This window comes from Ciceribacter sp. RN22, assembly GCF_024054295.1.
GTDB classification, from domain to species: domain Bacteria; phylum Pseudomonadota; class Alphaproteobacteria; order Rhizobiales; family Rhizobiaceae; genus Allorhizobium; species Allorhizobium lividum.
Genome location: NZ_JAMXLD010000001.1, coordinates 2,527,480 through 2,546,076 on the forward strand (window position 1 = coordinate 2,527,480; position 18,597 = coordinate 2,546,076).

Annotated in this window: 19 protein-coding genes; 11 read left to right on the plus strand and 8 right to left on the minus strand. The window is 64.6% G+C overall.

Annotated elements, in window-relative coordinates; all coding sequences use genetic code 11:
- Nucleotides 1-32: 32 nt before the first annotated feature.
- Nucleotides 33-680 carry an MBL fold metallo-hydrolase gene (locus NHF53_RS12330; protein WP_252834419.1) on the minus strand — a complete coding sequence of 216 codons (648 nt, stop codon included), beginning with the start codon at nucleotides 678-680 and terminating at the stop codon, nucleotides 33-35.
- A 326-nt stretch (nucleotides 681-1,006) separates the two neighbouring features.
- On the opposite strand from NHF53_RS12330, the gene NHF53_RS12335 reads away from it, so the two are divergent.
- The 4 genes from NHF53_RS12335 to NHF53_RS12350 are packed head-to-tail and all read left to right on the plus strand — an operon-like array spanning nucleotide 1,007 to nucleotide 4,239.
- Complete coding sequence (locus NHF53_RS12335; RefSeq protein ID WP_252834420.1) at nucleotides 1,007-1,519, plus strand: MarR family winged helix-turn-helix transcriptional regulator; 513 nt, start codon at nucleotides 1,007-1,009, stop codon at nucleotides 1,517-1,519.
- Nucleotides 1,520-2,221, plus strand: a complete 702-nt coding sequence (locus NHF53_RS12340) for a response regulator (protein ID WP_252834421.1) — start codon at nucleotides 1,520-1,522, stop codon at nucleotides 2,219-2,221.
- A gap of 28 nt (nucleotides 2,222-2,249) precedes the next feature.
- Nucleotides 2,250-3,629 (plus strand): ATP-binding protein, encoded by a 1,380-nt coding sequence (locus tag NHF53_RS12345; protein WP_252834422.1) that lies wholly within the window; start codon nucleotides 2,250-2,252, stop codon nucleotides 3,627-3,629.
- 22 nt (nucleotides 3,630-3,651) lie between these two features.
- Nucleotides 3,652-4,239 (plus strand): DUF1349 domain-containing protein, encoded by a 588-nt coding sequence (locus NHF53_RS12350; protein WP_252834423.1) that lies wholly within the window; start codon nucleotides 3,652-3,654, stop codon nucleotides 4,237-4,239.
- Nucleotides 4,240-4,251: 12 nt separating this feature from the next.
- Here NHF53_RS12350 and NHF53_RS12355 read toward each other — a convergent pair whose 3' ends face one another.
- From NHF53_RS12355 to NHF53_RS12370, 4 genes are all read right to left on the minus strand, one after another.
- Complete coding sequence (locus tag NHF53_RS12355; protein ID WP_114361349.1) at nucleotides 4,252-4,611, minus strand: tRNA-binding protein; 360 nt, start codon at nucleotides 4,609-4,611, stop codon at nucleotides 4,252-4,254.
- Nucleotides 4,608-5,420, minus strand: a complete 813-nt coding sequence (gene proC / locus NHF53_RS12360) for a pyrroline-5-carboxylate reductase (protein ID WP_252834424.1) — start codon at nucleotides 5,418-5,420, stop codon at nucleotides 4,608-4,610. The genes NHF53_RS12355 and proC overlap by 4 nt, the downstream gene beginning before the upstream one ends.
- Before the next feature lie 3 nt (nucleotides 5,421-5,423).
- On the minus strand, nucleotides 5,424-5,924 hold the full coding sequence (locus tag NHF53_RS12365) for a YbjN domain-containing protein (protein WP_112690798.1): 501 nt from the start codon (nucleotides 5,922-5,924) through the stop codon (nucleotides 5,424-5,426).
- A gap of 486 nt (nucleotides 5,925-6,410) precedes the next feature.
- Nucleotides 6,411-6,671 (minus strand): accessory factor UbiK family protein, encoded by a 261-nt coding sequence (locus NHF53_RS12370; RefSeq protein WP_114361346.1) that lies wholly within the window; start codon nucleotides 6,669-6,671, stop codon nucleotides 6,411-6,413.
- 196 nt (nucleotides 6,672-6,867) lie between these two features.
- Between NHF53_RS12370 and lgt the strand changes: the two genes are divergently transcribed.
- The 7 genes from lgt (at nucleotide 6,868) to NHF53_RS12405 (ending at nucleotide 15,193) form a co-directional block, all read left to right on the plus strand.
- A complete protein-coding gene (gene lgt, locus NHF53_RS12375) occupies nucleotides 6,868-7,707 on the plus strand; it encodes a prolipoprotein diacylglyceryl transferase (protein WP_252834425.1) in 840 nt (279 codons plus the stop codon).
- 20 nt (nucleotides 7,708-7,727) lie between these two features.
- Nucleotides 7,728-8,828 (plus strand): class I SAM-dependent methyltransferase, encoded by a 1,101-nt coding sequence (locus NHF53_RS12380; RefSeq protein ID WP_252834426.1) that lies wholly within the window; start codon nucleotides 7,728-7,730, stop codon nucleotides 8,826-8,828.
- Nucleotides 8,829-8,951: 123 nt separating this feature from the next.
- Nucleotides 8,952-9,746 carry a peptidoglycan editing factor PgeF gene (pgeF, locus tag NHF53_RS12385; protein ID WP_252834427.1) on the plus strand — a complete coding sequence of 265 codons (795 nt, stop codon included), beginning with the start codon at nucleotides 8,952-8,954 and terminating at the stop codon, nucleotides 9,744-9,746.
- Between the two features lies 1 nt (nucleotide 9,747).
- A complete protein-coding gene (locus NHF53_RS12390; protein WP_252834428.1) occupies nucleotides 9,748-10,899 on the plus strand; it encodes a Xaa-Pro peptidase family protein in 1,152 nt (383 codons plus the stop codon).
- A 100-nt stretch (nucleotides 10,900-10,999) separates the two neighbouring features.
- Nucleotides 11,000-11,728, plus strand: coding sequence for a hypothetical protein (locus tag NHF53_RS12395; RefSeq protein WP_252834429.1), 729 nt, complete (start codon nucleotides 11,000-11,002; stop codon nucleotides 11,726-11,728).
- Between the two features lie 112 nt (nucleotides 11,729-11,840).
- Nucleotides 11,841-12,773 (plus strand): ribose-phosphate pyrophosphokinase, encoded by a 933-nt coding sequence (locus NHF53_RS12400; RefSeq protein WP_112690805.1) that lies wholly within the window; start codon nucleotides 11,841-11,843, stop codon nucleotides 12,771-12,773.
- Between the two features lie 140 nt (nucleotides 12,774-12,913).
- Nucleotides 12,914-15,193 (plus strand): methyl-accepting chemotaxis protein, encoded by a 2,280-nt coding sequence (locus NHF53_RS12405; RefSeq protein ID WP_252834430.1) that lies wholly within the window; start codon nucleotides 12,914-12,916, stop codon nucleotides 15,191-15,193.
- 51 nt (nucleotides 15,194-15,244) lie between these two features.
- Here the strand turns inward: NHF53_RS12405 and NHF53_RS12410 are convergent, their stop codons facing one another.
- The 3 genes from NHF53_RS12410 to NHF53_RS12420 all read right to left on the minus strand — a co-directional run bounded on the left by NHF53_RS12410 (nucleotide 15,245) and on the right by NHF53_RS12420 (nucleotide 18,417).
- The gene (locus NHF53_RS12410) at nucleotides 15,245-15,640 is read right to left on the minus strand and encodes a DUF779 domain-containing protein (RefSeq protein WP_252834431.1); all 396 of its coding nucleotides are present in this window, start codon (nucleotides 15,638-15,640) and stop codon (nucleotides 15,245-15,247) included.
- A gap of 166 nt (nucleotides 15,641-15,806) precedes the next feature.
- A complete protein-coding gene (gene adh / locus NHF53_RS12415) occupies nucleotides 15,807-17,321 on the minus strand; it encodes an aldehyde dehydrogenase (protein WP_252834432.1) in 1,515 nt (504 codons plus the stop codon).
- Nucleotides 17,322-17,457: 136 nt separating this feature from the next.
- Nucleotides 17,458-18,417 (minus strand): helix-turn-helix domain-containing protein, encoded by a 960-nt coding sequence (locus tag NHF53_RS12420; RefSeq protein ID WP_252834433.1) that lies wholly within the window; start codon nucleotides 18,415-18,417, stop codon nucleotides 17,458-17,460.
- Nucleotides 18,418-18,597 lie beyond the last annotated feature (180 nt).

Consider the following 18,597-nt stretch of genomic DNA (forward strand, 5'->3'; position numbering starts at 1 on the left):
CTTCGCCGGCGCATCGTTCGTTTCGGGAAACCTCAAAGCCCCTGGAGATAGGGGTTCGTGCGGCGTTCCTCGCCGATCCGGCCACCCGGTCCGTGGCCGCAGATGAAGCCGACATCGTCTCCGAGCGGCAGGACCTTGTCCCTGATCGAATTCAGGAGCGTCTGGTGGTCGCCCCCCGGCAGGTCGGTTCGACCGATCGAGCCGTTGAACAGCACATCGCCGACATGGGCGAAATTCTGCGCCCTGTTGAAGAAGATGACGTGTCCCGGTGCGTGGCCCGGGCAATGGTAGACCTCGAAGACGTGCTCGCCGAAGGAGACCTGGTCGCCATCCTTCAACCAGCGGTCGGGGATCACGTTGCGCACCTGCATCGGCACGTTGAACATCAGCGCCTGTTTCTCGAGATTCTGCAGCAAGGACAGGTCGTCCTCGTGGGGACCGACGACCGGAACCCCGAGCGCCTCCCGAAGTTCGTCGGCGCCGCCGGCATGGTCGATGTGACCGTGCGTCAGCCAGATCTCCCTGATCGTGATGCCGTTGCGCTCAATGGTCTGCCGGATGACATCGACATCGCCGCCGGGATCGATGACGACCCCTTCCTTCGTCTGCGAATCGAAGAGGATGGTGCAATTCTGCTGGAAGGGTGTGACCGGGATGATTCCGGCCTGCAACTGTCCCATGACGTTCTCTCGAAGCTCCGGTCTCGCGTCTGTTCGGTACGGCGCATAACATGTCTGGCCGGAAACGAAAACCGAAGCCTGCCGGCTCGACACCCTCCTCACCGTTTGGCGGGCGACCGGATGCCTTCCCCGTTCGCCGAAGGTCCGGAAGCAGTCACCACCGCCACGGCCGCACGAGGCCACCCTCACCCGCGAAACTGTGCGATTCTGCTAATTTCATTGGTGTTTCCGGTGATCTCCGCTTAGTTTTGGCCGCGACATCGGCGCGCCGATGCGAGACCTGCCGGCGGATGCCGGACAGCCGAATGAAAGGAAACGAGAAAGTCATGCGACAGTCTGCGGGCAAGACTGCCAGGAAGGAACTTCCGCAAATGCCGGTCGTCGACGACACGACGATCGATTTCGACACGATCGAACGCCTGTTCTTCGCCTACCGCGATTTCGTCTCGGACCCGGACGCGATCCTCGCCAAGATCGGCTACGGCCGCGCCCATCACCGCGTCGTCTACTTCGTGAGCCGCCGGCCGGGCATGACGGTCGCCGACCTCCTCGGCATCCTGCAGATCACCAAGCAGAGCCTTGCCCGCGTGCTGAAGGAACTCATCGATTCCGGCTACATCCGCCAGATCGCCGGTCCGGCGGACCGCCGCCAGCGCAGGCTCTATCCGACCCTTGCCGGCCGGGAACTCGCCCTTGCCCTCTCGCAACCGCAATCACTGCGCATATCACGAGCACTCGAGGGCTTTACCCCGGAGATGAGGGAGGCGGTGAAACGGTTCCTGGAAGGCATGACCCAAACACCGGCAGCCGGCGAGCCACAGACGTCCGGAGACGAATGAATGGCAAGAAAGAAGACGATTGCTGACGACGCACCGCATCTCCTCGTGGTCGACGACGACACGCGCATTCGCGACCTGCTCCACCGCTACCTGACGGAACAGGGCTTCCGTATCACTGTCGCGGCGGATGCCGGCGAGGCGCGGCGCAAGCTCGAGGGGTTGAATTTCGACCTCCTCGTCCTCGACGTGATGATGCCGGGCGAATCCGGCCTTTCGCTGACACGCAGCATCGCCGACGAGAAGAGCATTCCGGTGATCCTGCTGACGGCGCGTTCCGAGGCGGAGTCCCGCATCGCCGGCCTCGAAGCGGGCGCCGACGACTATCTCGCCAAGCCCTTCGATCCGCGCGAACTGGTGCTTCGCATCAACAACATCCTGAGACGCAACACCGTCGCCGATGCGCCGAAGATCGAACAGGTGATGTTCGGCCCCTACACCTTCTCGCTCTCACGACGGGAACTGAAGAAGGCATCGGAACTCATTCGCCTGACCGACCGCGAGCAGGAGATCATGGTGCTCTTCGCCAGCCGTGCCGGCGACACCATCCCGCGGCACGAACTCGTCGGCAACGACACCGAGGTCGGCGAGCGGACGATCGACGTACAGATCAACCGGCTGCGCCGCAAGATCGAGGACGACCCGGCCAACCCGGTCTGGCTGCAGACGGTGCGCGGCATCGGCTACCGCCTCAGCATGGACTAGGGCCGACACGACGGCAGTAAAGGACATCATGGCTCTGTTCGACACCATCCGGCGAGATCACGACCGCCCCGGCGGCAGCGGCTACCGGGCGTTCTCGCGCTGGCTGCGGCACCGGCTGCCGACAGGGCTCTATGCCCGCTCGCTGCTGATCATCATCCTGCCGATGCTGATCCTGCAGACGGTGCTCGCCTTCGTTTTCATGGAACGCCACTGGCAGATGGTGACGGATCGCCTTTCGGCGGCCGTGACGCGCGACATCGCCTCGATCATCGAGTTCATCGAACTCTATCCGGGCGAGCAGGACCTTGAAAACATCGTCCGCATCGCCCGCGAGAAGATGAACCTCACCATTTCGCTGGAGCCGGGCGGCGAACTGCCGGCACCGCGCCCGAAACCCTTCTTCTCCATCCTCGATCAGATCCTGAGCGACCAGATCGAAAACCAGATTCACCGGCCCTTCTGGATCGACACGGTGGGAGATTCCCGTCTGGTGGAAATCCGCATCAAGCTCGAGGAGCGCACGCTCCGCATCTTCGCCCGGCGCAACCAGGCCTATGCCTCGAACACCCACATCTTCCTCGTCTGGATGGTCGGGACTTCGCTGGTGCTGATCGTCATCTCGATCCTGTTCCTGCGCGGACAGATTCGCCCGATCCTGGCGCTCGCCCGCGCCGCCGAGAGTTTCGGCAAGGGCCAGAAGGCCGAAAACTTCGTTCCGCGCGGCGCCGACGAGGTCCGCCGGGCCGGTCTCGCCTTCATCCTGATGCGCGAACGCATCGAACGCCAGATGGAGCAGCGCACCGCCATGCTGACCGGCGTCAGCCACGACCTGCGCACGATCCTCACCCGCTTCAAGCTGCAGCTTGCGCTCGCGGGCGACAATCCCGAACTCGAAAGCATGAACAAGGATGTCGAGGACATGCAGTCCATGCTCGAAGGCTACATGGCCTTTGCGCGCGGCGAGGCGGAGGAGGATGTCGGCTCGCTGCAGCTCAGCACGCTGTTCGAAAAACTGCGCAACGACTTCGCCCGCGAAGGCAAGGCGCTGTCCTATACGATCGAGGGCGAGGACGACGTCATCGTGCGCCCGAACGCCTTTGCCCGGCTCGTCGGCAATCTCGCCTCGAACGCCGGCCGCTACGCACATCGCCTCGACATCGAGGCGAAGCACAGCGCCAAATGGCTGACGATCACCTTCGACGATGATGGGCCGGGGATTGCCCCGGAGATGCGGGAGGAGGTGTTCAAACCCTTCTTCCGGCTGGACAGCGCGCGCAATCTCGACTCCTCCGGGACGGGACTCGGCCTTGCGATCGCCCTCGACATCGCCCGCAGCCACGGCGGCAACATCACCCTCGGCGACAGCCCGCTCGGTGGCCTTCGGGCGACGGTGCGCGTTCCGGCATAATCAAACGGCAAGGGGCAGACGCATGACGATCGGCAACTGGAACGGCATGAGCTGGTTCAATCCGCCTCCTCTGATCGAGATCACGGCCGGAGATCTGCGGCTGGCGACGGGCGACCGGACCGATTTCTGGCAGCGGACCTATTACGGCTTCCGTCGCGACAATGGCCATTTCCTTCACTGCCGCCGCGACGGCGATTTCACCATGGAGACGGCCTTCACCGGCCGCTACGAGGCTCTATACGATCAGGCCGGCCTGATGCTGCGCCACGACGCGGAGAACTGGATGAAATGCGGTGTCGAGTTTACCGACGGCTGCCGCCATTTCAGCACGGTCGTGACCGTCGCTGGGCGTTCGGACTGGTCGGCCTTCGCCTTGCCCGACGGAAATGGTCCGGTGGAAGCCCGCGTCACCCGTCTCGCGGATGCGCTGTTCGTGCAGTACCGGCTCTCGGAACCGGATACCTGGAAAATGGCACGACTCGGCTACTTTCCGCCGGAACTGAAATCGCTGGAGGTCGGCGTGACCGCCTGCTCGCCGCAGAGAGCCGGCTTCGAAGTCACCTTTCACCGCTTCGTGCTCACGGACCCGCTGAGCCGCGACATCCACTGAGGCCGGACGGCCTCACATCAGCTTGCGGCCGTTCGGTACGGATCGTTCGACGGCGGCGAGCACGATGGCGCCGGTTTCGTCCTCGAAGCCGAGGGTCAGCACTTCCGAGCGGAAGGGGCCGATCTGGCGCGGCGGGAAATTGACGACACCGAGAACCTGACGGCCGACGAGCTCGGCGGCGCCATAGTGCACGGTGATCTGGGCGGAGGATTTCTTCACGCCGATCCCGGGGCCGAAGTCGATCTTGAGCTTCCAGGCCGGCTTGCGGGCCTCGGGAAACGGCTCGACCTCGATGATCGTGCCGACGCGGATGTCGACCTTCTCGAAATCGCTGTAGCTGATCAGTTCGCTGGTTCCCTCTGCCTCGCTCATTCGGCGAGCTCCTCGGCGCGCTTGCGGGCGGCCTCGACCGCCCGGTCGAACAGAGGCTGCATGCCGTCGTCGGCCATCAGGACGGAAAGTGCGGCAGCCGTCGTGCCGCCCGGCGAGGTGACGTTCTGCCTCAGTCGCTGAGCGTCGTCTGGGGACTGGTGAAGCAGTTCACCAGCCCCCGAGACAGTCTCCCGTGCAAGGCGCATGGCGAGGTCCGCCGGCAGGCCCGCTTTGCGGCCTGCCTCAGCCATGCATTCCACGAGATAGAAGACATAAGCCGGGCCGCTGCCCGAGAGCGCGGTAACGGCATTGATGTCGGCTTCGGAGGATACCCATTCGACCGGGCCGGAAACCTTGAGCAGGCCGTCGACGACCTGCCGCTGCGCCTCGCTTACCCCGGCATTGGCGAAAGCGCCCGTAATGCCGCGGCCGACCATGGCCGGCGTGTTCGGCATGGCGCGCACCATCGGCGCGGCGCCGAGATGGCTCTCCATGAAGGAGAGCGTCTTGCCGGCCGCGACCGAGACCACGACCGTTTCCGGGCCGACCAGTGACTTCAGCGGCGGCAGTACCGCACCCATGACCTGCGGCTTGACAGCAAGGAACAGGATGCCAACCGAAAGCCCCTGCGGCACCTCGCTGGTATAGGTGGCGCCCGCTTCCCGGATCCGCGCCAGCATGGCCTCGGACGGACCGGGATCGAGGACCGTGATCGAGGAACCCGGAATGCCGCTTTTCAGCCATCCCGCCAGCATGGCGCCGCCCATGTTGCCGGCGCCGACGAGGACGATATTGCCGGTCGCAGCCATGGATCAGGCCTCTCCGGCGGTTTCGAAGAGCACCGCGTCCATGGCGCTCTTGGCGTCCATGCCCGACCACACGACGAACTGGAAGGCCTGGAAGTAGGCTTCGCACGCGTCGATCGCGCTCGAAAGCAGGACCTCGACCTGACGGTTGGTCGGCTCGGCGCCGCCGGCGAGCAGCAGCGACTGGCGGAAGATGATGACATCCTCCTGCCGCCACAGGTCGAAATGCCCCATCAGCACCTGGCCGTTGATGTAGGAGAGGAGCCGGATGACCTCGTTGACACGGGAGTCGGGAATGCGGATGTCGAAGGCGCTGGCGAGATGAAGCGCCTCGAACTCTTCCATCCAGGAGAACGAGACGTGGTAGTCCGCCCATCGCCCCTCGACCGTCATGGCGATTTCGTCTTCGCCCGAGCGCTCGAACGACCAGTCGTTGTTGGCTGCAACGAACTCGATCATGTCAACCGGATTGGACTGACGTTCAAATTCCATTTCCATAAGGCTCATGCAGCACCTTCTTGACCGGAGCGAAAGGCGACAATTCGCGTGGTGGCACACAAACGAACAGACATCATCCTGCCGGAAGCAACACTGGGAATGATTCCCCCGCGACCATCAGGACACCATAGGCACCCTGCCCGAAACTTGTGATGGCCCGTTTCGAATCATCATTTAAAATCAGTGTATAATGGCGAAGTCGAAGTACCAGCCCAGAAATGCGTTTCGGCCGACGGGACTGTGGACAGGTTCTGTTCCACAATATCGGCAAGTAGACTTAAACGACTCTGCCGATTGGCTTTTCGGCCGCTGTCCACATGTGGACAACGAGGACGATTATTTTCGCTTGCAGCGACAGCCGAATCCGGCCGTCGGCGCTTCTTTCCGCAAATGCACCCGTCGAAATGCGACCGCCGCCGAATCCCGCTGGAAGTTCGGTGACTTCCGGAGATTCGGCGGCGGTGTCGATCGTCGGTCGTGAAGGAGCCAAACGGCTCACTTGTCCTTGGCGTCGAGCCGTGCCTCGAGGGCAGCGATGCGGGCGAGCAGCGCGTCGTTTTCCTCGCGCGCCTTCACCGCCATTTCCCGGACGGCCTCGAATTCCTCGCGCTTCACCACATCCATGCTGTTCAGCCAGCGCTCGGCCTGCGCATGGAAGGCGGTCTCCATTTCCTTGCGAACGCCCTGGGCGGCGCCGGCAGCATCGGTCATCAGCTTGGCGAATTCGTCCAGAATGCGGTTCGGTCCAGTGGACATCGGGATCGGCTCCTCTTTCGCGGTCGACGCCGTCCGCCGGCGCCCTTGTTCATGGGTTTGAGGTAGGCATTTGCCGGGAGCGATGCAAGCCATAATCTTGCCGGGAGGGCCGGGCAGCTTGCCGGCCGTCCAGAATCCATCTTGACCGTCCCATTTCAGAACGCCATTTTCCGCCGACAATAACGAAGGTTCAACCGTGCAGTCAGCCGCCGCCCTGCTTTCCATCGTCAGCTTCCCGGCAATCGATCCCGTGGCCATCGCCATCGGGCCGATCGCAATCCGCTGGTATGGCCTCGCCTATGTCGCCGGCATCATGCTCGGCTGGTTCGTCGCCCGGCGCATGCTCGCCAACACGGCGCTCTGGCCGGACGGCACGCCCCCCTGCACGGCCGCACACCTCGACGACTTCCTCGTCTGGGTCGCGCTCGGCATCGTGCTCGGCGGCCGCATCGGCTACATCCTCTTCTACGATCTCGAAGCGGTGCTCGCCGAACCCGTGCGCGCCGTCCAGATCTGGAACGGCGGCATGTCCTTCCACGGCGGCTTCCTCGGCGCGACCACGGCGATGATCCTGTTTTCCCGCCGCCACGCGATCCCGCTCTGGAGCCTCTTCGACATCGTGGCGAGCGTCGCGCCGATCGGCATCTTCTTCGGGCGGCTCGCCAATTTCATCAACGGCGAGCTCTGGGGCCGCATAACCGACGTTTCCTGGGCGATGGTTTTCCCGACCGGCGGCCCGATGCCGCGCCATCCGAGCCAGCTCTACGAGGCGGCCCTCGAAGGCCTCCTCCTGTTCATCGTCCTGCAAATCCTCGCACGCGCCTTCAAGGCGCTGCGCAGGCCGGGAACGGTGACCGGCGCCTTCGTCGCGCTCTATGCCCTCGCCCGCATTCTGGTCGAGTTCTTCCGCGAGCCCGATGTGCAGATCGGCTATCTTGCCGGTAACTGGCTGACCATGGGAATGGTGCTGTCCCTGCCCATGCTGGTGGCCGGGCTCTGGGCAATCCTTCGTGCGCGCCGGGCGAGCGGCCGTTGACAAAACGAGAGGCGTCGACCGTGACCACACCGCTTGCCACCAAGATCAAGGCGCTCATCCGTGCGAGCGGCCCGATCAGCGTCACCGACTATTTCGCGATCTGCCTCGCCGATCCGGAGCACGGCTACTACAAGACCCGCAATCCGTTCGGCAGCGACGGCGATTTCGTGACCGCACCCGAGGTCAGCCAGCTCTTCGGCGAGATGCTCGGCGTCTTCATGGTGATCGCCTGGCGCCGCCACGGCGAGCCGCAGCCGGTGCGCTTCGTCGAGGTCGGCCCCGGCCGCGGCACGATGATGTCGGACATGCTGCGGGTGATCGCCCGCATCGCGCCCGCGCTCTACGAGGCGGCGACCGTCCATCTGGTCGAAACCAGCGGACGCCTTCGCGAGGTGCAGAGGAAGACACTCGCCGGCCATGAGGACAGGATCGCCTGGCACGAGAGCTTCGACGAAGTCCCCACCGGTTTCGTCCTCGTCGCGGCAAACGAACTCTTCGACGCGATCCCGATCCGCCAGTTCGTGAAGACCCCCACCGGCTTTCGCGAGCGCATGGTCGGCCTCGACGCCGACGACGAGCTGACCTTTGCGGTCGGCGTCTCCGGCATAGACCCCGCTCTGTTGCCGACGGCCGGCAACCTGCCGCCGGACGGCACCATTTTCGAGATCGCCCCTGCCCGCCAGGCGGTGCTGGAAACGATGTGCGGCAGACTGCGCGCCTCCGGCGGAACTGCGCTCATCATCGACTACGGCCATATGGCCACGGCCTACGGCGACACCCTGCAGGCGGTTCTCGCCCATGAATTCGATCCGCCGCTCGCCCATCCGGGCATGGCCGACCTGACGAGCCATGTCGACTTCGAGCAGCTTGCGACGACCGCGAGCGCCGCGGGCGTGCACGTCAACGGCTGCATGCACCAGGGCGATTTCCTCGTCGGCCTCGGGATCGAGGAACGCGCATCCGCGCTCGGCCGCGGCAAGGATACCAGGACCCAGACGGAGATCGTGCAGGCGGTCGAGCGGCTGGCCGGCGCCGGTGAAGGGCGGATGGGCGAGCTCTTCAAGGTTCTCGCACTTTCGAGCCCCGCCGTGCCGCTTCCCCCCTTCAAGCCTGCGGATTGACAGAGGCGGCGGGCTTGGGTCACCATCCCGCCAAATCCGGCAGGGGCAGAAGGCGCCGTCTCTTTCACAAGACCCGGCAGGTGGACGAAGATCACTCTCACCAAACGCGGACACCGGAAAGCAATGCAGAATCAAGCGTCTCCAGAGCCGATCGAAAGTACGCTCCTCTCGATGAACGGAAGGGATCGCTTTCGCCACGGCTTCTTCACCCGCAAGGGCGGCGTGTCGGAAGGCATCTATGAAGGCCTGAACGTCGGGCTCGGCTCCAACGATGCGCCCGAGCGCGTGCACGAGAACCGCAGCCGCGTCAGCCGCTGGTTCGGACTGCCTGCGGAACGGCTCGCGACCGTCCACCAGGTCCATTCTCCGGACGTGATGGTGGTCGACGCCCGCTACGAGGGTTCGCGCCCGCAGGCCGATGCCATGGTGACTTCGGTGCCGGGCGTCATTCTCGGCGTCCTCACCGCCGATTGCGGGCCGATCCTCTTCGCCGACCCGGAAAACGGCGTCATCGGCGCGGCTCATGCCGGCTGGAAGGGCGCCCTCACCGGCGTTCTGGAAAACACGATCGCCGCCATGGAACAGCTCGGTGCCGCCCGCGAGCGCATCGTCGCCTGCCTCGGCCCCTCGATCAGCGCACAGAATTACGAGGTCGGCCCCGAATTCGTCGCCCGCTTCCTCGAACAGGATCCGTTCTACGAGGACTTCTTCTCTCCTTCCGCCAAGGAAGGGCACGCAATGTTCGACCTGCAGGGCCTGACGTTGAAACGGCTCACGGATGCCGGCCTCCGCGCCGAAAGCCTCGGCCTCTGCACCTATGCCGACCCCGGTTCCTTCTTCTCCTATCGTCGGACCACACATGCGGGGGAACCAGACTACGGCCGCCAGATTTCCGCAATCGCAATCACGGAGGACTGACATGGCGCTGCACTTCGACGCGAGCGAATACGCTGCCCGGCTCGACCGCCTGACGGCGCGCATGGCCGAAGAAAAGCTCGACGCACTGCTGCTCTTCGCCCAGGAGAGCATGTACTGGCTGACGGGCTACGACACCTTCGGCTACTGCTTCTTCCAGACGCTCGTGGTGAGGGCGGACAGCTCGCTGACGCTGCTCACCCGCTCCGCCGACCTGCGCCAGGCGCGCCACACCTCGACGATCGAGAACATCGTCGTCTGGGTGGACCGCGTGAATGCCGATCCGGCCATGGACCTGCGCAACCTGCTGAGCGACATGGACCTGCTCGGATGCCGCATCGGCGTCGAATACGACACCCACGGCATGACGGGCCGCGTCGCGCGGCTTCTCGACAACCAGCTCACGACCTTCGGGCAGATCGTCGATGCCTCTTACCTCGTCAGCAATCTCCGGCTGTTGAAGAGCACCGCCGAAATCGGCCATATCGAGCGCGCAGCAGCCCTTGCCGACGACGCACTCGACGCCGCCTTGCCGCTCATCAGGGCAGGTGGAAACGAGGCGGACATCCTCGCGGCGATGCAGGGCACGATCCTGGCGGGCGGCGGCGATTATCCGGCGAACGAGTTCATCATCGGTTCCGGGGCGGACGCCCTTCTCTGCCGCTACAAGTCCGGTCGCCGGACGCTTTCCGAGAAGGACCAGCTGACGCTCGAATGGGCGGGCGTCGACGCCCATTACCATGCGGCAATGATGCGGACGATCCTCATCGGCGAGGCGACCACGCGCCACCGCGAACTCTACGCGGCCTGCGAGGCGACGATCCGCGAGATCGAGGCGGTGCTGCGTCCGGGAAACACTTTCGGCGACGTCTTCGACACGCACGCCCGCATCATGGACGAGCGGGGCCTCACCCGGCACAGGCTGAACGCCTGCGGCTATTCGCTCGGCGCACGCTTCTCGCCGTCGTGGATGGAGCACCAGATGTTCCATGCCGGCAATCCGCAGGAGATCCTCCCCGACATGTCGCTTTTCGTGCACATGATCGTCATGGATTCCGAGCGCGAAACGGCAATGACCCTCGGCCACACCTATCTGACGACGGAGGAGGCGCCGCGTGCGCTCTCGCGGCATCCGCTCGAACTTCTCGTCCGCTGACGCGGCCTCGTGAAATTTCGGGGAATTGACAGCACCCCTCCCGGACCCGATAAGAAGGGTGGATGAAAAGCTTGACCGAACAGGAAGGGCAAATGGCAGGATGAAGTGGATCGCGATAGCATTGAACGTGCTGATCCCGGCGCTCGCCCTGTCCGGCTGCAATACCACCGATGCCCTGACGCCGCGCGCCGACGTCGGCGGAGGAACGCAGGTCGCGAGCTCCCCCGTCACGCAGTCCGACACCGACCAGATGGCCGGCGTCTCCGCAGGGCAGCAGTCGCTCGCCGGCCAGGAATACGCGACACCGCCGCAGAACACGCTCGAAGCCCAGGCCCAGGCGCTCGCCGCCGGCAGTCAGCCGATGCAGCCTCCGCCGCCGGTCGGAGGCGTGACGCCCCAGCAGCAGCCGGCCGCTCAAGCGTCTTCACCGGCGCCGACACAGACGGCCGCCCTCGCCCCCGCAAAGGGTACGATCCGCTTCCTGCCGATCATCGGCGCGCCGATCCAGGCGGTAACGCCGCTCTCACGCCAGCTCGGGGCCGAGGCCCGTGCGCACGGACTGGCGATCAAGGGCTCGAACGACCCGGCGGCCGACCACATCCTCAAGGGCTATTTCTCGGCCTTCTCCGAAGGCGGCAAAGTCACGATCATCTACGTCTGGGATATTCTCAACCAGAGCGGAAGCCGCCTGCACCGTATCCAGGGCCAGGAGGTCGTTTCTTCCTCGGCGACAGAGGCCTGGGCCGGCGTGCCCGCCTCCCTCATGCAGCAGATCGCGACCAAGACAATCAACGAATACACGAGCTGGCTGGCCGGACACGGCGGATGACCACTGGTCACAAACTTTTCACGAATTTCGTGGTCGCGACCGCAAGGCCTCTTGCATTCAGGTTCAAGGACGCTAAAAAGCGCCCATCCAGCATGACAACAGGCGGGCCAAAATGAAGGTTTTCGCGGGGAATTCGAACCGGCAGTTGGCCGAGGCGATCTGCAATTATCTCAATGTTCCTCTTGGAAAAGCCACCGTTCGACGGTTCGCGGACCAGGAAATTTTCGTAGAGATCCAGGAAAACGTGCGCGGCGAGGACGTTTTCGTCGTCCAGTCCACCTCCTTCCCGGCCAACGACCACCTGATGGAACTGTTGATCATGATCGACGCGTTCCGCCGCTCCTCCGCCCGCCGCATCACCGCCGTGCTTCCCTATTTCGGCTACGCCCGCCAGGACCGCAAGCCGGGCCCGCGCACCCCGATCTCCGCGAAGCTGGTCGCCAATCTCATCACCGAGGCCGGCGCCGACCGCGTGCTGACCCTCGACCTGCATGCCGGCCAGATCCAGGGCTTCTTCGATATCCCGACCGACAATCTCTACGCCGTGCCGCTTCTCGCCCGCGACGTGAAGGAACGCTACGACACCAAGAACGTCATGGTCGTTTCGCCGGACGTCGGCGGCGTGGTTCGCGCCCGCTCGCTCGCCAAGCGCCTCGACTGTCTTCTCGCGATCGTCGACAAGCGCCGCGACCGTCCCGGTGAATCCGAAGTCATGAACGTCATCGGCGACGTGACCGGCAAGGACTGCATCCTGATCGACGACATCGTCGACTCGGGCGGCACACTCTGCAACGCCGCGGAAGCGCTGCTGAAGAACGGCGCGACCAGCGTGACGGCCTACATCACCCACGGCGTGCTCTCGGGCGGTGCGGTGACCCGCGTCGCCTCGTCCAAGCTGCGCGAACTGGTGATCACCGACTCCATCCAGCCGACGACCGCCGTCCAGTCCGCCCACAACATCCGCGTTCTGACGACCGCCAACCTGCTCGGCGAAGCGATCAACCGCACCAGCGCGGAAGCCTCGGTTTCGAGCCTCTTCGACTGAGGCTCGCCTCCCCTGTCGTAAACAATGACGGATGCCCGCATCGTCGCGGCATCCGAACATTCGACAGTGTTTACTTAAGATTGCCGTAAGCAATTTCCGCGACACTTCCGCGCAATCTAGTTGCGGGAGGAGAATATTTGATGTCGCGCACCGATATAGGGACGGACCGAATCCGTCCTCTGTCGTCCGTCAAGGCGAAATTCGCCGGCCTCGTCGTCGGAGCCACACTGGTCTCGTGCATGGCGGTCGGCCTGTTGAGCTACCAGATCGGCAAGGCGGGCCTGATCGACGCCAGCAAGTTGCGGCTGGAGTCGGTGGCTGCCACCCAGTCGAAGGAAGTCGCCTCCTATCTCGACCGCGTAGGCCAGTCGCTGGCCGAAATCGCGCAGAATACGGCGGTCGGGGAAGCGACCGACATGATGGTCAACATCATTCCCGTCGAGGCGCCGACGATCAAGAAGGTCTTCCAGCCGGACGGCTCGACCGTCGAAGAGCGGATCGCCATCGACGGCAGCAAGCAGAAGCTGCTCTACGGCGTGCGCCACGCGGCCATTCACGGCACGCTGTCGAGCACCTGGAAGAACACCAATGTCAGCGACATTCTGGTTGCCGACGTCAACGGGACGATCGTCTACACCGTAACCAAGGGTGGAGAACTCCTGACGACGCTCGACGATCCGGCCAACGCCCGCCTCAAGGAACTTGCCGAGCGTGTGAAGGCCGGCGGCGACCGCGACGTCCATTTCTCGCCCTTCGGTGACTACCCTTACGAAGCCGGCGTGCCCTCGGCCTTCGTCGCGCAACCGCTCGCCATTTCCGTCTGGGGCGAGACGCAGCGCAAGGGCACCGTCTTCATCCGCGTCTCCGCCGACAAGCTGTCGCAGATGATGAAGCCGGACGGGCTCGGCGCCACCATCGACGACGCCTTCCTCCTCAGTGACGACGGCAGCCTGCGCGGCGGTACGATCACCGGCGGCAAGGATGCGGTCGTCGCACCCGAACTCGTGGAGGCGGCGAAATCCGGTACCAGCGGCGCGACCTTCGCCGGCTCGGCGAACGGCACCTCGTTCTACGCCTATCGCCCCCTCGATCTCTTCGGGCAGAGGCATCTCCTCGCGATCGGCCAGGAGGACGCCAAGGTTCTGGCATCGGCCAACGACCTCGCCAAATGGGCCTTTCTCGCGACCGTCGCGGTGCTCGCCGTGATGGGCGTCATCGGGACGTTCGTCTCGTCGAGCCTCACCCGCCCGCTGACCGACCTCGCGAAGCTGATGAACCGGCTGAACCAGGGTGACAAGAACATCGAAATCCGTGCCGCCGGTCGCCCCGACGAAATCGGCGTCATGGCCCGGGCGCTCGAATCCTTCCGGACCAGCGCGCTGGAAAAGGACCGGATGGAAACGGAAGCGGTCGAACGCGGCGAGCAGATCGAGGAAGAGCGCCGCCAGCGCGAGGCAGAGAAGGCCCGCAGCGCGCAGGAACTTGAATATGCCGTGTCTGCACTCGCCGGCGGACTGCAGGACCTTGCCGACGGCAAGCTGAACGTCCGGATCGACGCGCCCTTCGTGCCCTCGCTGGACCACCTGCGCCTCGACTTCAACCAGTCGCTCGAACATCTCGAACAGACGATCCGCACGATAAGCGAAAGCGCCGACGTCATCCGCAGCGGCTCTGCCGACCTCAAGGCCGCATCGGAGGACCTCGCACATCGCACCGAACGGCAGGCGGCGTCGCTCGAGGAGGCCGCCGCCGCCCTCGGCGACATGACGGGCTCCGTGAACGATGCGCTGAAGCGTTGCGAAACGGCGGTCCAGGTCGCAGCCGAAAGCCTCGCCGGTGCGAAGACCTCGTCCTCGGTCGTCGGCGAGGCGATCACCGCGATGGAGCGCATCGAAGGCTCCTCCTCGAAGATCCGCCAGATCATCGACGTCATCGACCAGATCGCCTTCCAGACGAACCTGCTTGCGCTCAATGCAGGCGTCGAGGCGGCCCGGGCCGGTGACGCCGGCAAGGGCTTTGCCGTCGTCGCGCAGGAAGTCCGCGAACTGGCGCAGAGGTCGTCCGGTGCCGCCCGCGACATCAGCCAGCTCATCAACACCTCGACGTCCGATGTCGAAGGCGGCGTCGCACTGGTGTTGAAGACCGGCGAAAGCCTGCATCAGATCGAGACCAACATCGCCGCGATCAACGACCAGATCGGTGCCATTGCAGCGGCCTCGCGCGAGCAGTCGATGCGGCTTTCCGAGATCAATGCTTCCGTCAACGCGCTTGACCAGGTGACGCAGCAGAATGCCGCCATGGTCGAGGAAACGACGGCAAGCGCCTTCGCGCTGGCGCACGAGGCAGACGGCCTCACCGGCCAGGTGAACCGCTTTGCCATCGACCGCGGCGCAGCAGCCGTAAGACGTCAAGCGGCCTGAGCCGGTGACAATGACGACAGAGCCCGCGGCGCTCCGGTGCCCGCGGGCTTTTCATTTCTCGGGACGGGACAAGGCAGGAATGCCGCACACGGCCTCACCGGATCCGAACAGCCGCGAGCGCGTGAGAAAGCGCCGCTCCCGGCCGTTGTCGAGCGAGAACATGCCTCCGCGCCCCGGCACCACATCGATGATGAGCTGGGTGTGCTTCCAGACCTCGTACTGGCTGCCGCTGATGTAGAACGGCACGCCGCCGATCTCGCCGAGCTTCACGTCAGTCTCCCCGACGCGGTATTCGCTCGCCGGATAGCACATCGGCGAAGAACCGTCGCAGCATCCGCCGGACTGGTGGAAGAGGATGTCCGGGTGGTCGCGCCGGATCTCAGACAGGAAATCGAGCGCCGCTTCGGTGGCAATCACGCGCGGTTCGCCGGTGGGACTTTCGGTCATCGTCGTTCCTTCCAAAGACGTTGCCAACACGCGAAACCCTCCCCTTGAGGGGGAGGGTCGGCACGCAAGTGCCGGGGTGAGGTGACCCTTGGTGGAGGTGCACAATCACCTCACCCGCAGCTCTGCTGCAACCGCCCCCATCGAGGGGGAGGTGGTGGAGGCCTCCTCAGAAGAAGCCGAGCGCCTTCGGGCTGTAGCTCACCAGCATGTTCTTGGTCTGCTGGTAGTGGTCGAGCATCATCTTGTGGGTCTCGCGGCCGATACCCGACTGCTTGTAGCCGCCGAAAGCGGCATGGGCCGGATAGGCGTGGTAGCAGTTGGTCCACACGCGGCCGGCCTGGATGTTGCGGCCGAAGCGGTAGCAGCGGTTGGCGTCGCGGCTCCACACGCCGGCGCCGAGGCCGTAGAGCGTGTCGTTGGCGATCGACAGCGCCTCGTCCTCGTCCTTGAAAGTGGTGACAGAGACCACTGGGCCGAAGATCTCCTCCTGGAAGACCCGCATCTTGTTGTGGCCCCTGAAGACGGTCGGCTGGATGTAGAAGCCGTCGCTCAACGCGCCGCCCAGATGCGCACGCTCGCCGCCGGCGAGCACCTCGGCGCCTTCCTGCTTGCCGATGTCGAGATAGGAGAGGATCTTCTCCATCTGCTCGGTCGACGCCTGCGCGCCCATCATGGTGCTCATTTCGAGCGGGCTGCCCTGCACGATCGCCTTCACGCGCGGAAGGGCGCGCTCCATGAAGCGGTCATAGATCGACTCGTGGATCAGCGCCCGGCTCGGGCAGGTGCAGACCTCGCCCTGGTTGACCGCGAACATGACGAAACCTTCAATCGCCTTGTCGAAGTAATCGTCGTCCTCCGCGGCAACGTCGGCGAAGAAGATGTTCGGCGACTTGCCGCCGAGCTCGAGCGTCACCGGGATCAGGTTCTGGCTGGCATATTGCATGATCAGCCGGCCGGTCGTCGTCTCGCCTGTGAAGGCGATCTTGGCGATGCGCGGGCTGGAGGCGAGCGGCTTGCCGGCCTCGAGGCCGAAGCCGTTGACGACATTGAGCACGCCGGGCGGCAGGAGATCGCCGACGAGGTCCATCAGCACGAGGATCGAGGCAGGGGTCTGCTCGGCCGGCTTCAAGACGACGCAATTCCCGGCGGCAAGCGCCGGCGCCACCTTCCATGCGGCCATCAGGATCGGGAAGTTCCACGGAATGATCTGCCCGACCACGCCGAGCGGTTCGTGGAAGTGATAGGCGACGGTATCGTGGTCGATTTCGCCGATCGAGCCTTCCTGTGCGCGGATGGCGCCGGCAAAATAGCGGAAATGGTCGATCGCTAGCGGAATGTCGACAAGCGTCGTCTCGCGGATCGGCTTGCCGTTGTCCCAGGTCTCGGCGCGCGCCAGAAGCTCGAGATTGGCTTCCATGCGGTCGGCGATCTTGTTCAGGATATTGGAACGCTCGGTGGTCGAGGTGCGGCCCCACTTGTCCTTGGCGGCATGTGCGGCGTCGAGGGCGAGATTGACGTCGTGCTCGTCGGAGCGGGCGACCTCGCAGAGCTTTCCGCCGGTCACCGGCGTGATGTTGTCGAAGTAGCGGCCGTTCACCGGATCGCGCCACTCGCCGCCGATGAAATTCCCGTAGCGCAGCTTGAACGGGCTCTCGGCAATGGTCTGGACTTGGATATTCATGAAATCATCCTCCCTGGATCTAGGTCCCTCCTCAGGACCGATGGGAGAATGATTGCCGGCAACGCCCTTCGCGGATAGGGGGATGACAGGATACCGCAGCGCACACTGTTTCAGTTCTGCGACACTTGCGGCGACGTCACTGGAGGGCGAGGCGCTTCATCTTCCGGTGCAGGGTCGCACGGCTGATGCCGAGCACCTGTGCGGCCTGCGAGACGTTGCCATTGGTACGCGACAATGCCCGGCGCAGCGCCGCACGTTCCGCCTCGTCGAGGTCGGCGACGCCGTCTCCCCTGCTCTCGCAGAGTGCATCCGAAGCCGGCAATCCTTGAGCGATCCGCTGGTCGTCGAGCCTCAGCGCCAGACGCGCCGCCCTGGTGGCTCCGAGCACGAGGTCGTCACCATCAACGGCGAGAAGCGCGACCGAGCCGGCGCTCGCCGTCGGGACCATAACGATACGGGCGCCCGGAAAGGCGAGCCTGAAGAGCGTCGCCTCGACGCGGACGGCGGTATCGCGCACAGCCTGCGAGAGGATCGCAAGCGTCATGTCGGTGACGTCGTTGCGGCAGGTCGAGATGTCGAGCGCCGCGGCCACACGTCCGAGATGATCGCGGATCGGTGCCGTCACGCAGCTGAGCTCCGTGTTCGCGCTCAGGAAATGCTGGTCCCGATGGATCATGACCGCCCGCTGGTCGGCGAGGGCCGTGCCGATGCCGTTGGTCCCGACGCTCGCCTCGCTCCAGACGGTCTGCGGCCAAAGCCCGAGGTCACGGAAGTCCGCATCGTCGGACGGCGCACCGCGGCGATCGAGCACCACGCCGTCGCGATCGGAAAGAAGGATGCAGCAACCCGACCGGCCGACGGTCTGATAGAGCCGATCGACCTCCTCGCTGCAGGCGAAAACCAGATGGCCTGCCCTCTCCCGCGCGGAGCGGAAGACCGCCTCGTCGACACGAACAGGCTTGCGGCGCTCTTCCGGCTGGAGCTGATGAAGGTCGAGGCAGCGGCGCCACGAGGCCGCAATCGGCGAACTGGCGGCGGCAGAACTCTGCGTCGCTGTCTGATAGACCAGGTCCGAGTGGTTGGGCTGCCGAGGCATCTGCTCCTCCCAAAGCATATGACATCATGCCTGCGCATGGACTATCTTTCAATCATCATCCGCTGATACAAGGCCGATACGAATATCACCCTCGCACCTGTCGCAGTTTTGAGACACTCGCGGACGGTTTCATGCCGTTCCTTGCCGCACCGCAATGCGAACGGGTGGTGTTTGTGCCGC

Coding starts and splice junctions, on each gene's coding strand:
- NHF53_RS12330 (WP_252834419.1), bottom strand. CDS start 680: ATGGGACAGTTGCAGGCCGGAATCATCCCGGTCACACCCTTCCAGCAG.
- NHF53_RS12335 (WP_252834420.1), top strand. CDS start 1,007: ATGCGACAGTCTGCGGGCAAGACTGCCAGGAAGGAACTTCCGCAAATG.
- NHF53_RS12340 (WP_252834421.1), top strand. CDS start 1,520: ATGGCAAGAAAGAAGACGATTGCTGACGACGCACCGCATCTCCTCGTG.
- NHF53_RS12345 (WP_252834422.1), top strand. CDS start 2,250: ATGGCTCTGTTCGACACCATCCGGCGAGATCACGACCGCCCCGGCGGC.
- NHF53_RS12350 (WP_252834423.1), top strand. CDS start 3,652: ATGACGATCGGCAACTGGAACGGCATGAGCTGGTTCAATCCGCCTCCT.
- NHF53_RS12355 (WP_114361349.1), bottom strand. CDS start 4,611: ATGAGCGAGGCAGAGGGAACCAGCGAACTGATCAGCTACAGCGATTTC.
- proC (WP_252834424.1), bottom strand. CDS start 5,420: ATGGCTGCGACCGGCAATATCGTCCTCGTCGGCGCCGGCAACATGGGC.
- NHF53_RS12365 (WP_112690798.1), bottom strand. CDS start 5,924: ATGAGCCTTATGGAAATGGAATTTGAACGTCAGTCCAATCCGGTTGAC.
- NHF53_RS12370 (WP_114361346.1), bottom strand. CDS start 6,671: ATGTCCACTGGACCGAACCGCATTCTGGACGAATTCGCCAAGCTGATG.
- pgeF (WP_252834427.1), top strand. CDS start 8,952: ATGCAGAATCAAGCGTCTCCAGAGCCGATCGAAAGTACGCTCCTCTCG.
- NHF53_RS12390 (WP_252834428.1), top strand. CDS start 9,748: ATGGCGCTGCACTTCGACGCGAGCGAATACGCTGCCCGGCTCGACCGC.
- NHF53_RS12395 (WP_252834429.1), top strand. CDS start 11,000: ATGAAGTGGATCGCGATAGCATTGAACGTGCTGATCCCGGCGCTCGCC.
- NHF53_RS12400 (WP_112690805.1), top strand. CDS start 11,841: ATGAAGGTTTTCGCGGGGAATTCGAACCGGCAGTTGGCCGAGGCGATC.
- NHF53_RS12405 (WP_252834430.1), top strand. CDS start 12,914: ATGTCGCGCACCGATATAGGGACGGACCGAATCCGTCCTCTGTCGTCC.
- NHF53_RS12410 (WP_252834431.1), bottom strand. CDS start 15,640: ATGACCGAAAGTCCCACCGGCGAACCGCGCGTGATTGCCACCGAAGCG.
- adh (WP_252834432.1), bottom strand. CDS start 17,321: ATGAATATCCAAGTCCAGACCATTGCCGAGAGCCCGTTCAAGCTGCGC.
- NHF53_RS12420 (WP_252834433.1), bottom strand. CDS start 18,417: ATGCCTCGGCAGCCCAACCACTCGGACCTGGTCTATCAGACAGCGACG.